Origin of the sequence: Pedococcus sp. (genome assembly GCF_036554925.1) — a bacterium.
Classification (GTDB): domain Bacteria; phylum Actinomycetota; class Actinomycetes; order Actinomycetales; family Dermatophilaceae; genus Pedococcus_A.
This window is the reverse complement of sequence record NZ_DATBMI010000144.1, coordinates 1-11,494: the sequence shown is the minus strand read 5'-3', so window position 1 is coordinate 11,494 and position 11,494 is coordinate 1. Positions and strand designations below refer to the sequence as shown.

Annotated in this window: 12 protein-coding genes; 9 read left to right on the top strand and 3 right to left on the bottom strand. The window is 71.9% G+C overall.

What is annotated here, in order from left to right; all coding sequences use genetic code 11:
- The first annotated feature begins 305 nt into the window (after window positions 1-305).
- The 4 genes from VIB11_RS11825 to VIB11_RS11810 all read left to right on the top strand — a co-directional run bounded on the left by VIB11_RS11825 (window position 306) and on the right by VIB11_RS11810 (window position 3,458).
- The gene (locus tag VIB11_RS11825) at window positions 306-488 is read left to right on the top strand and encodes a YegP family protein (RefSeq protein WP_332031428.1); all 183 of its coding nucleotides are present in this window, start codon (window positions 306-308) and stop codon (window positions 486-488) included.
- 282 nt (window positions 489-770) lie between these two features.
- A complete protein-coding gene (locus tag VIB11_RS11820; protein WP_332031427.1) occupies window positions 771-1,967 on the top strand; it encodes an MFS transporter in 1,197 nt (398 codons plus the stop codon).
- Complete coding sequence (locus VIB11_RS11815; protein WP_332031426.1) at window positions 1,964-2,998, top strand: hypothetical protein; 1,035 nt, start codon at window positions 1,964-1,966, stop codon at window positions 2,996-2,998. Before VIB11_RS11820 ends, VIB11_RS11815 begins: the two co-directional genes overlap by 4 nt.
- 199 nt (window positions 2,999-3,197) lie before the next feature.
- The gene (locus VIB11_RS11810) at window positions 3,198-3,458 is read left to right on the top strand and encodes a (2Fe-2S)-binding protein (protein ID WP_332031425.1); all 261 of its coding nucleotides are present in this window, start codon (window positions 3,198-3,200) and stop codon (window positions 3,456-3,458) included.
- 17 nt (window positions 3,459-3,475) lie between these two features.
- On the opposite strand, the gene VIB11_RS11805 is transcribed toward VIB11_RS11810, so the two are convergent.
- Window positions 3,476-4,096, bottom strand: a complete 621-nt coding sequence (locus VIB11_RS11805; protein WP_332031424.1) for a hypothetical protein — start codon at window positions 4,094-4,096, stop codon at window positions 3,476-3,478.
- 17 nt (window positions 4,097-4,113) lie between these two features.
- Here VIB11_RS11805 and VIB11_RS11800 point away from each other — a divergent pair, with 17 nt between their 5' ends.
- The 5 genes from VIB11_RS11800 to VIB11_RS11780 all read left to right on the top strand — a co-directional run bounded on the left by VIB11_RS11800 (window position 4,114) and on the right by VIB11_RS11780 (window position 7,857).
- Window positions 4,114-4,293 (top strand): hypothetical protein, encoded by a 180-nt coding sequence (locus VIB11_RS11800; protein ID WP_332031423.1) that lies wholly within the window; start codon window positions 4,114-4,116, stop codon window positions 4,291-4,293.
- A gap of 81 nt (window positions 4,294-4,374) precedes the next feature.
- On the top strand, window positions 4,375-4,755 hold the full coding sequence (locus VIB11_RS11795; RefSeq protein WP_332031422.1) for a DUF2255 family protein: 381 nt from the start codon (window positions 4,375-4,377) through the stop codon (window positions 4,753-4,755).
- A gap of 103 nt (window positions 4,756-4,858) precedes the next feature.
- Window positions 4,859-5,377: a hypothetical protein gene (locus VIB11_RS11790; protein WP_332031421.1), complete on the top strand. Its 519-nt coding sequence runs from the start codon at window positions 4,859-4,861 to the stop codon at window positions 5,375-5,377.
- A 140-nt stretch (window positions 5,378-5,517) separates the two neighbouring features.
- Window positions 5,518-5,994, top strand: coding sequence for a bacterioferritin (bfr, locus tag VIB11_RS11785; RefSeq protein WP_332031429.1), 477 nt, complete (start codon window positions 5,518-5,520; stop codon window positions 5,992-5,994).
- A gap of 117 nt (window positions 5,995-6,111) precedes the next feature.
- Complete coding sequence (locus tag VIB11_RS11780) at window positions 6,112-7,857, top strand: SulP family inorganic anion transporter (RefSeq protein ID WP_332031420.1); 1,746 nt, start codon at window positions 6,112-6,114, stop codon at window positions 7,855-7,857.
- 169 nt (window positions 7,858-8,026) lie between these two features.
- Here VIB11_RS11780 and VIB11_RS11775 read toward each other — a convergent pair whose 3' ends face one another.
- Together VIB11_RS11775 and VIB11_RS11770 are read right to left on the bottom strand one after the other, a co-directional pair.
- Entirely contained in the window at window positions 8,027-10,279 is a 2,253-nt protein-coding gene (locus VIB11_RS11775; protein WP_332031419.1) for a TIM-barrel domain-containing protein, read from the bottom strand.
- A 10-nt stretch (window positions 10,280-10,289) separates the two neighbouring features.
- A complete protein-coding gene (locus VIB11_RS11770; protein WP_332031418.1) occupies window positions 10,290-11,462 on the bottom strand; it encodes a glycoside hydrolase family 15 protein in 1,173 nt (390 codons plus the stop codon).
- Window positions 11,463-11,494: the final 32 nt, after the last annotated feature.

Sequence of the window (11,494 nt, the reverse complement as noted above, 5' to 3'; positions counted from 1 at the left end):
TCCGCCGCGGGTGACCTCGGTGACCTCGACGACGCCGCGCCCGGTGTTGATCTCGACCCGGCGTCCGTTGCGGGTCGCAGCGACCTCGTAGGTGCGGACCTCACCGCCCGCATCGATGACGATCTCGACCCGATCACCCCGCACCCTGCAACGGTATCCCCGCACCACCAACCCCCGCCGAGGATCGCACGGAGCTGCGGGCAGAGGCAGGTCGACGTGGTCTCGAACAAATGCCCGTGTCCGCGGCCGCGTCGCGGTTCTACGGTGCGAAGTGTCGTGCAGCGCCTCGAGATGGAGGTCGGGAGATGGCTGGGAAGTTCGAGCTCTACAAGGACTCCGCGGGCAAGTTCCGCTTCCGCCTCAAGGCCGGCAACGGCCAGACGATCGCCGTCGGGGAGGCGTACGAGACCAGGGCCAGCGCCCTGAACGGGATCGAGTCCGTCCGCAGGAACGCCGCGGACGCGAGCCTGGACGACCAGACGGCGTGACCAGGCACGTGCCGGGCGTGACGCCCGGCACGTGAACTCAGCGGACTCAGTTCACTGAGCTCACTTGGCGCAGTCAGCGCACTCATCCCATTGCATGATGCGGCCCCGCCGAGCGTGCGCCATGTTGGTCCGCACGCCTTGCTGACCGGTCCGCCCGCCATGCCTCACCGCGGTCGGCCGAACGCAGGGAGAGGGGGCTTCGCGTTGTACCTGACAGAGCGACCGCGTCCGGGGCCGGCGGTCACGCCCGGAACCGGACCCGGCGGCACACCGACGCGCCGCGTGGGAACCACGGTGATCCTGCTGGGGCTCGTCAGCATGCTCACCGACATCTCGTCGGAGGCCGTCGCGGCGGTGCTCCCGCTCTACCTCACGGCCGTCCTCGGCCTGTCCCCACTGGCCTTCGGCTTCGTCGACGGCCTGTACCAAGGGGTGAGCGCGCTGGTCCGCATCTTGGGAGGGTGGCTGGCCGACCGCGCCGACCGCCCGAAGTGGGTTGCCTTCGCGGGCTACGGTCTCTCCGCCCTCACCAAGGTCCTGCTGGTCCCTGCCCACGGCCTGGCGGCCATCAGCGCGATCATCACGGTCGACCGCCTCGGCAAGGGCCTGCGAACGGCTCCGCGTGACGCCCTGATCGCGGCCTCCACGCCGGGTGCCTCCCTGGGCCGGGCCTTCGGCGTCCACCGCGCCCTGGACACCGCAGGTGCCGCGATCGGTCCCCTGCTGGCCTTCGCGATCCTGTGGTTCGTGCCCGGGGACTACCGCTCCGTCTTCGTGGCGTCACTGGCCGCGGCAGTGATGGGACTGGTGATCCTCTTCCTGCTGGTGCCGGACCTCCGCCCACGGCGTGACGCCGGCAGCTCGACAGCGTCGGCCCACAGGTCGGCACCCTCCCTGCGGCTGCTCGGGCACCGGCGCTTCGGCCGGCTGCTGCTGGCCGCGGGCGTTCTCGCGCTGCTCACCGTGAGCGACGGCTTCCTCTACCTCTCGCTGCAGCAGCGCGATGACCTTGCCGCCATGTGGTTTCCCCTCCTCTTCGTGGGCACCAACATCGCGTACTTCGCCCTGGCCGTGCCCTTCGGCCGGCTCTCCGACCGGCTGGGCCGTGCGCGCGTGATGGTTGCGGGGCACCTTCTCCTCCTGGGTGCGTACCTGGCGGCGGCGGGCCCGCTGGGAGGGCCGGCGGGCACCGTGGCCTGCCTGCTCCTCCTGGGGGCCTTCTACGCGGCCACCGACGGCGTCCTCTCCGCGTTGGCCTCGACGCTGGTCCCCACCGAGGTGCGGGCCAGTGGCATCGCCACGGTACAGACCGTGGTGGCTGCCGCGAGGTTCGCCGCGTCCCTGGGCTTCGGCCTTCTCTGGGTCTGGCTGGGACGGGGCCCTGCGCTGTATGCCGTGGCCGCGGCTCTGGGCGTGTCGGTCCCCTTGGCGTGGTGGCTCCTGCGAGGGGTCGAGCGCCCGGCGGGGGCGACGCTGTGAGCGCGCGTGCCCGGCTGGTCGCGGTCCTCGTGGTGATCGCGCTGCTGGTGGGGGCGACCGCGGCATACCTCCTGGCGGCCCGGGCCACGCAGCAGAGGCTGCTGGTGCGCACAGCCCCGGCGCAGCAGGCCGTGCCGGTGTCCGAGGTCCGGTCCGCGCCCCACATCGTCTTCCGCCACACCGCTGCGGGGGCGCACCGCGACGGCGTGGCCCTCGTGCCCCTCGCGGACCCGGGCGGGCAGAGGGCGTTCAGCGGCCTGACCTGCGAGCGGGTGTACGCAGCCGGGCCCCGCACCTTGTGCCTCGCCCCCTCCCCCGGCATCGCGTCCGTGTACCGCGCCCAGGTCCGCACCGAGGGTGGCGCGGAGGCAGCACTCACGCTCACGGGCACCCCCAGCCGGGCGCGCCTGTCGGCGGACGGTGGGCTGGCGGCGACCACGAGCTTCGTTTCGGGCGACTCCTACGCTGCCGATGGGTTCTCGACCCGCACCGTGGTCACGCCGCTCAGCGCAGGCGACCCGGTGCACGCCGGAACGGCCATCGACCTCGAGAGCTTCCGTCTGGTGCACCGCGGCGCGGCGATTCGGCCGGCCGACCGCAACTACTGGGGTGTCACGTTCGCGGCCGACCACGACCGCTTCTTCGTCACGGTCGCCTTCGGCGGCCAGACGTGGCTGGCTCGGGGCAGCCTGACGTCGCGGACGCTCACCACGCTGCGGGCCGACGCGGAGTGCCCGTCGCTCTCCCCGGACGGCCGCCGAGTCGCCTACAAGAAGCAGGAGGACCGGATCCCCGGCGACTGGCGGCTCGCGGTGCTCGACCTCGCGAGCGGGAAGGAGACGATGCTGGCCGAGGATCGCAGCGTCGACGACCAGGTCGAGTGGCTCGACAACGACCAGCTCCTGTACGCCGTGCCGCGCGCCGGTTCGGCGGGCGTGCTCGGCAGCGACGTCTGGAGGCTCCCCGCCGACGGCACCGGGGCGCCGAGCATCCTCATCGAGGACGCGGCGTCGCCCGCGGTGCAGCGCTAGGTGCGCGGCTGGCCAGCGACTCGGGGCACCGGTGGAGCGGACCGGCCGAGCACGGTGTCCGAGATCTGGGAGCGCCGCGGGCCGGATTTCCGGATCCGCCCCGGATCTGGTTAGGTAAGCCTGACCTTATCGAGAACCTGCCCCGGACGGCCGCCGTCACCTGGTCCGGGACTGCCGCACTCTCCCCCAGGAGACTCACGTGATCGTCTGCCACTGCCTGGTCGTCAACGACGCCGCGGTCGTCGACGCTGTGGAGGCCGGTGCCACGACCCTCGCGAAGGTGTGCCAGACGACGGGCGCCGGCACGGACTGCGGCTCCTGCGTCTTCGCGGTGAAGGCGCTGCTGTGCGAGCACGACGTCACCCGGGCCACGTTGAGCCCCGACCTGCCCCTTGCGGCCGGCGAGACCACGCACGCCGGCGTGCTCAGCGACGCACTGACGCCGACGTCTGGCCGCTGACCGGGCACAGCCGGTTCTCACGCCTGGGGCACCCGGACGCGGATCTCGTCCCCCAGCTCGGCCCCGCGGAGCAGCTCGAGCCCGTCGCCGGACCAGAAGGTGCCCGGGTCGTAGAAGTTGGTGGGGCGTTCGCCCTCGAGCAGGCCCATCGCCTGGTAGGTCCCCGCGACCACCTCGGCGCAGTACGTCGACTCCAGCGACGCGGGCTGGCGCAGCCGCCCCCGGAACCAGCGGCCCGCCAGGGCCGCCGTGGCCGGGAACGGCGTCCCGTTCATGCGGGCGATGGTCCGCAGCACGGCATCCTCCATCTCACGCGTGACGGGCGTGTGGAGCTGGCGCAGCCAGACGCGCTGGTCGTACCGGTTGCTCCACTGCGCGACCGCGGCGCGCAGGTCGTGGAGCTGCACGCCGCGGTGGTGCGTGCCGGTCCACACGTCGAGCAGGCCCCGGCCCAGCTCGGCGTGCCACATCAGCGGCGGCAGGTCGTCCAGGGCGACAGCCATCCCGACGTGGTTCACCGGGGCGTTGGTGACGGCCCGGATCGCGTGGTCGGCCGCAGACCTCCCACGGAACAGCCAGAGGTCGCCCGTCCGGGTGAGCTCGGCCGCCGCGTCTAGGCTCAGCACTGCCTCATCCACGCGAAAGGTCTCCTGTCATGAAGCTCTGGAAGGTGCTCGGCCTCGCCGGGCTGGCCGGTGTCGCTGCTACAGGAGTCATCATGGCCCGCGACCAGCGGCAGCGCTCCCAGCTCGAGCCCGAGGAGATCCGCAGCCGGCTCCACGAGCGACTGCACCAGGCGGAGGCCGGCCCCGGTCCGGACGATCGCGCGCGATGACCAGACCGCGCGCGGCAGGCGCACGCGCACGGCATACGGGCTCACGCCCCAGCCACACCGGACACGACGGAGGAGGTCGAGATGACGACCTGGACCAGCGAGGAGCTCACCCGGATCGGCGACGCGGAGGAACTGGGAGTCTCCTCCCTCCGGGCTGACGGCACGGTGCGCCCGTACGTGACCATCTGGGTCGTCCGCGCCGATCGGGACCTGTACATCCGCTCGGCCTACGGACCCGACAACCCGTGGTTCCGTCGCGCCCGCGGCTCTGGCGCCGGCCGGATCCGGGCCGGTGGCCTGGAACGTGACGTCACCTTCGAGCAGCCCGACGACACCGTGCACGCCGCCCTCGACGCGGCGTACCACGCCAAGTACGACCGCCACGGACCGGCGATCGTCGGCACGGTCGTGGGCAGCGAGGCCGCCACGACGACGCTCCGCCTCGTGCCGCGGCGCACCTGAGCGGTCCGGACTCGGGCAGACGCCCGACGCGCCAGTTGCGCTCGTCACCGGCTCGTCACGACTGCACGGCGCCACGGGTGGGCGGTGGACGGACAATCGAGCCATGGCACCCACGCGCGCCGCCCTGCTTCTCATCGCTGCCCTGGCCGCCGGCTGTGCCGCGGACGCCCCCACCACCACTGCGGGCAACAGCCCGACCCCCTCCGGAGCGTCCCCACCGGTGCCGAGCAGCACGTCCGCCCCCACCTCGGCCCCCGCGTCGAGGAGCGGCATCACCATCACGACAGGAGCGAGCGACTTCGGCACGATGCTGTACGACGCGCGCGGGCAGGCGATCTACATGTGGGAGGTCGAGAAGTCCGCCAGGCCGGAGTGCTACGGCGACTGCGCGCAGGCCTGGCCGCCGGTGCTGACCGAGGGCCCACCCGTCGCCACGGGTGAGGTCGCCCCCTCGCTGCTCGGCACGACCAGACGAGAGGACGGAGCACTCCAGGTGACCTACGCCGGCCATCCGCTGTACTTCTACGCGCACGAAAGCCCCCACGAGGTGAAGTGCCACAACGTCTCCACCCACGGCGGGCTCTGGTGGGTCGTGACTCCCTCGGGCGCTCCCGCTGACTGACTCGGAGGACCGGCCACGGTGTGGCAAGGCCCCCGGCGCGTTCCGGGACGGCGGCACCTTCGCCTTCTCAGTCACGGCGTTGCTGTGCCAGCATGACGGGAGCCGAATCCCCGTGATACCGGAGGTGCCCGTTGCAGCCAGTGAACCCGCGCGTGGTGGAGATGCTCAACGACGCACTGACGTTGGAGCTGACGGTCACCAACTCGTACTTCCTCAACGCCAGGATGCTCGACAACTGGGGTCTGCACAGGCTCGGGAAGGTGTTCTACGACCTCTCGATCGACGAGATGCGCGACGCCGATGACCTGATCAACCGCATCCTGCTCTTCGACGGCCACCCGAACGTGCAGCGCCTCAACCCCATCCAGACCGGCGAGACCCCCGAGGAGATGCTGCGCCTCGCCCTCGCCGGAGAGCTCGACGCCGTCGCTCAGTTCAACGCGGCGGCTCAGGAGTGCCACGGCTTCGGAGACCACGGCACGGCTGCCGTCTTCGAGGAGATGGTCCGTGACGAGGAGAAGCACGTCGACTGGTTCGAGGCACAGCTCGACGTCATCGCGCGGGTGGGAGCGGCCCAGTACCTCTCCCAGCAGATCGACCCCTCCCAGTCCCCCTAGCCCGTCGACCCGGTGAGGACCCGGTGACGGGCCGGGGCGTGGACGGGGCCCGCGGGTCCGACCGTTTCATCCCCACCGGGCGATGCCCGATGTCGCCCAGCCCGGTTGCGTGTGACCGTGCAGCCGTTCAGCGAGGCGTACGAAGGTCGCGGCGCCTTCGCGTCGGCGAGTCGACCGCCGATGACGACCCGGTACGTGCCCTTCGCCCGTTCGATGTCGACGTACTCGGGAGCGCGGCTGCGGACCGATGTGGTTGCCGGTGTCACGGTCGCGGCGCTGGCATTGCCGGCGTCCATGGCCTACGCCCAGCTGGCCGGGGTCCCGGTCAGCGCCGGGCTGTACGCCCTCCTGCTGCCCGTCCTGGCGTACGCGGTCCTGGGGTCCGCGCCTCGGGTCGTCGTCGGGCCGGAGGGCACCGTTGCGCTGCTCGTCGCGACGGCGGTCGCCCCGCTCGCTGCCAGTGGGAGCGCCGAGTACACCGCCCTCGCAGCCATGCTCGCGATCATGGTGGGGCTCGTGTTCCTCGTGGCCCGCCTCGCCCGCCTCGGCTGGATCGCGGACTACTTCTCGCAGGCGGTCCTGGTGGGGTACATCACCGGGGTCGCGATCGTGTTGGTCCTCGGCCAGCTCGGCAAGCTGGTCGGCATCTCCAGCGACGAGGAAGGGGCCATCCGCGAAACGCTCGACATCGTCCGCCACCTCGGCGACGCCAACGGGGTCACGGTCATCGTCGGCGCCCTGTCCCTGGCGCTCCTGATCGTGGCCGGCAGGATCAGCAAGCGGATCCCCGGCGCACTCCTTCTCGTGGCCCTGGGCATCGCCGTGTCCTGGGCACTGGACCTCGCCGCCCGAGGGGTGTCGGTCACGGGCCCCGTGCCCAGCGGACTGCCTTCGCTCGAGGTGCCCGACCTGTCACGGGCGGACCTCGGCCCGCTCGTCGTCGCAGCACTGGCCGTCTTCGTCGTGGCGTTCTCCGACTCCATCCTCACGGCCCGCTCCTTCGCCGCCCGCCACCACGAGGTCGTCGACGCCAACCAGGAGCTGCTCGCCTTCGGTGTCGCCCAGATCTCCGCGGGCGTCACGCAGGGCATCCCAGTCGGGACGAGCGGGTCGCGCACCGCCGTCAACGACGACATGCGTGCGACGAGCCAGGTCAGCGGGCTTGCCGCCGCCGCGACGATCGCCGCCATCCTGATGTTCCTCACGGCGCCCATCCAGCACCTGCCGTCGGCGGTCCTCGGGGCGGTCATCGTGTACGCGGGAGCCAAGCTGATCGACCCCGCGCAGTGGCGGGCGCTCGCACGCAGCAGCCGGGTCGAGGTCGTCATCGCCGCCATCACGGTCCTCTGCGTCGTGACGATCGGGGTCCTGCAGGCGATCATCGTGGCCGTCGTGCTGTCAGTCGCCGACATCCTCCGGAGGGCGGCCCGACCCGCGGACGCCGTGCTCGGGTGGTCCGCCGAGGAGGACAGGTACGTCAACGTCGTCGACGACCCCGATGCGGGCATCACGCCGGGCGTGGTCGTCTACCGCATCCAGGACCGGCTGTTCTTCGCGAACGCACACTTCTTCAAGCGCCGGCTCTGGGCGGCCGTGGACGGCGCCCCCAAGCCCGTGCGACACGTGGTCCTCGACGGCTCGTTCATCAGCGCCATCGACGCGAGTGCGGAGGCGGCGCTGCGGGAGGTGCTCGACGGTCTGCGCGAGCGGAACATCGAGCTCCACGTCGCCAGGGCAGCCCTGGAGCTTCGGCAAGACCTGGACTCGGTCGGTCTCGTCGAGGCCATCGGGGCCGACCACTTCCACGGCACCGTGACGGCCGCGGTCGAAGCCTGCCGCCACTCAGCGGACACCCCTCCCTAACCGGCGGGCCCGGTGCCCGCACGCTCCGCGATCGTGAGCAGCATCGCAGCGGCGGCGATCGGATCGAGCCGGCACGCGATGTCGATCTCGGCGCCGAGATGAGGGGCGAACCGTTCGAACCGCCGGCGCGGGTCGAGACGATCCAGGTGTGGCCGATCACCATCGAGGCTCAGTCTGCGAACACCTCGGCGAGGTCGGGCCAGTCCCCGGCCTTGCAGTACACCGGGATCACATGGCCGGTGACGTCCTTGGTCACCTCGCGCCCACCGGCGAGCTGCTCGCCGGTCCACACGTCCACCCACTCACCCTCGGGCAGGTAGGTCTCCCACCTCTGAGCCCCCGGCTCGGTCACCGGGTGGACGAGGAGCGAGTCGCCGAGCAGGTACTCGGCTGGGTGCGACCACACCTGCGGGTCGTGGGGCCAGTCGAAGAACAGCCCTCGCATGAGAGGCGCGTCGGTCGCGACGGTGCGCGCCGCCGACACCCGCAGGTACGACACGAGCCGCTCGCGCAACGCGGCATACCGCCGGAACACCTCGACGACCTCGGGGTCGCCATTGGTGTCGGCGACGTGCCAGGGGGTGCGGTCGCGCAGCGGCAGCTGGTGGTGGTTGAACTCCGAGTGGTACTGTATGACGGGCATGAACGTGGCTGCGGCGGTCGAGCGCAGGTAGAGCTCGGAGTCCGGGACGGGACCGGAGAACCCGCCGAGGTCCCAGCCCCAGTAGACGATCCCGCACGCCGCGGCAGTGATGCCCGCCCGGACCGACGACTGGAACGCCGCCCAGGTGGAGTCCTCGTCGCCGGCCCAGAACACGCCGTGGGCCTGCGAGCCGGTGAAGCCCGCACGGCTGAACGTCACGGGAGCCTTGCCCTCCGATCGCAGCAGGTCGCCGAACGCGCGCGCGTAGTGCACCGGGTAGAGGTTGTTGCCCTCGTCACCGCGCCGCCCGTCGCCGTGGACGAGGTCGTGGCCCCAGGCGTGCTCACCGCCGTCGGTCTTGAAGCCGTCGACGTCGAGGTCCCGGACGAGGTAGCGCCGCTTCTCGGTCCACCAGTCGCGGGTGCGCTGGGTCGACAGGTCGGGCATGAGCGACTTCGGGAACCACCAGCCACGGTTGAGGTATGCCGTGCCGTCGGCTTCGCGCACCGCGTGGCCCTCGCGGACCATCGCCTCGCCCTCGGCGAGCACCTGACGGTGCAGGCCGGCCTCCGTGTGCTCGGTCTTGAGCAGCGGGATCTGCCACAGGATGACCTTGATGCCGCGCGCGTGCAGCTCCTCGACCATCGCCTTGGGGTCCGGCCAGGCGCCGTCCGCGGGGTAGGTGAAGTCCGCTCCCACGTGGGCGGACCCGTCCTCGTTGACCTCGTAGCGGCTGTCGCGCCAGATCGTGATGCCCTCTTCGTCGCTCCAGGCCTCGATGACGACGACGCCGACCGGGATGCCGAGGTCGCGGTGGGAGTCCAGGCGCTCCATGACCAGGCGCTGCGTGTTCCACTCGTTGCCGCTGGCCCACAGCGTGAACACCCAGTCGGGCAGCTCCTCCGCACGCCCGGCATCGTCGAGGAAGCGGCTCAGCACCGCCGTGGGCGTGCCCTCGAACACCGCCACGTCGAGGGACTCCTGCGCCTGCCCCCCGAGGGCCGCCTCGACGACGAGCCGGTCGGGTGCCGAGGCACCGACGTCGTACCACGTGCGCCTGGCCGTCCGGACGTGGAAACCCCATGAGCTTCCGTCAGCAGAGATGACGTGCGCGAAGGGCATCGGCATGTAGGTCCGGCCGTGCACCCCCTGCGACTTGTACTGCTCGAACACCACCGCGTCGAGCGTGCTGCCTGCCTGGTCGACCGCGTCGTAGCGCTCACCGAAGCCGACGACATGGTCGCCCTGCTGCAGTCGCAGGGCGAAGCGCACCCGGTGGACGCCCCCGCTGCTGACCAGCCATTCGACGCTGCCCGGCACCAGCCGGCTGTCCGCGCCGGTGAGGGTCCCGCCTTCCGGCAGCCACTGGGCCGCAGCGACCTCGAACCAGTCGGTGGACTCGCTAGCCCCAGAGGCGGTGGTCGCCGTGAAGCGATAGCGGTATGCCGTGTCGGCACCGAGCGGGGGCGTGCTCACCGCCCAGCCGCCCTCCCCGCCGATGGACGCAGCCTGGGCCTCCGCCAGGTGGCCCTCTCCGCCGGCCAGAGCGGCAGCATCGGCCGCCGACGCCTCCCGGGGCTGCAGCGTGAGGTGCGTGGTGGCGCTCCCTCCCTCCCCAGTGGACTCGAGCTCGCACACGACGGAGACCACCTCCGGCTGCGCTGCCACCCCGAGGCGGACCGGCTGACCGTCGAGCGGCAGGACCGGGATGCGCTGGTCGATGGAGGTGGCATAGGGGTGTTCGATGCCGTGGGGACGGTGGCTGACGAGGGATGCCATGGTGCCCTTCTCAGGTCGTGGGGAGGTCGAGGCGGTCAAGGAGGCCGAGCTCGTCGGCGAGGATGAGGTACATGCCGTGCGACCACAGCAGCGGCGTCGCCACGGGCCCCCAGCGGTCGAGCCACTCCTGTCGGTGCTCGGGGTGCAGCAGATGGTCCTCCACCTGCTCGGGCAGCTCGCCGGTCGCGGTCGCCCGCGCCGCGATCCAGCGCAGGTGACGCAACGCGCCCGCCCGGTCGCCGGCCACGGCGAGGTTCCAGCCGAGCAGCGCCGAGAGCAGGAGCCACTGGCCGCCGCCGTAGAACACGTCTGCCCGGAACCGGTGCACGCCGCCGTCGACGTCGAGGTCCGCGGCCACGGCCTGCAGAGTGCGGGTGGCCAGGTCGGATCCCGGCGCGGCGAGTCCGAACGGGACCACGCAGGACGGCAGTGAGCCGTCGACGGCGTCGGTGCCCAGCCACTTGGTCAGGTGCCCGCCGCTGGTGCCATCGGTCGACACGAGCCGTGCGATGTCCGCCACCACCTCGCCGGCCGTGCGGGAGCGGGCGGCGTCGAGCAGGCCGGTGCGCTCGACGGCACGCAGTCCGCCGCTGATGGCGCCGAGGGTGGAGACATGCCGGTGCTCGACGTGCTCCTCCCACCAGTCGTAGCAGGGGAGGTCCCAGAACGCGGCGAGGTAGTCGACCGCGACCTCGATGCCGGCCCACCAGCGCGCCAGGCCGAGGCCGTGGCGTTCGGCGTGGGTGACCACGGACCACAGCCACGTGCCGTAGCCATCGGTCTGGAAGTCCCACCACGCGTCGGAACCGGGCTGGCCGGCATACGTGTAGCGGGTGGGGAGCATGTCCTCCAGCGGTGGTCGCTCGCCGGTGGCCGCGCGCCGCACCAGGTCGGTCACGTGGTCCCGGCGTGCCGCCAGGACGCCGGCGCACCAGTCGTGGAACGCGTCGGCCGAGGCGACGTCGCCACACCGCGAGATGCCCTCCGCGGTGAAGGCGCCGTCCCGGAACCAGGCGTACCCGGTGTACGCCGAGAAGGTCGGGGAGGCCGGGTAGGCGCCACCCGGCTGCTGGTGCTGGACGATCACCTCGTGGCTGCGCACGGCCAACCGCTGCAGCGTCTCGAGCTCACCGGGGGCGAAGTCGTCGGCGGCCTGGAGCCGTTCGGCGGGTGGAGTGGTCATCACGCGTGTGATCCTCTCGGGGGGCCGGTGGC

Bases quoted from the DNA above. Each gene is read 5' to 3' on its own strand.
- VIB11_RS11800 (WP_332031423.1), top strand. From the start codon at position 4,114: ATGAAGCTCTGGAAGGTGCTCGGCCTCGCCGGGCTGGCCGGTGTCGCT.
- VIB11_RS11775 (WP_332031419.1), bottom strand. From the start codon at position 10,279: ATGGCATCCCTCGTCAGCCACCGTCCCCACGGCATCGAACACCCCTAT.
- VIB11_RS11795 (WP_332031422.1), top strand. From the start codon at position 4,375: ATGACGACCTGGACCAGCGAGGAGCTCACCCGGATCGGCGACGCGGAG.
- VIB11_RS11825 (WP_332031428.1), top strand. From the start codon at position 306: ATGGCTGGGAAGTTCGAGCTCTACAAGGACTCCGCGGGCAAGTTCCGC.
- VIB11_RS11790 (WP_332031421.1), top strand. From the start codon at position 4,859: ATGGCACCCACGCGCGCCGCCCTGCTTCTCATCGCTGCCCTGGCCGCC.
- VIB11_RS11770 (WP_332031418.1), bottom strand. From the start codon at position 11,462: ATGACCACTCCACCCGCCGAACGGCTCCAGGCCGCCGACGACTTCGCC.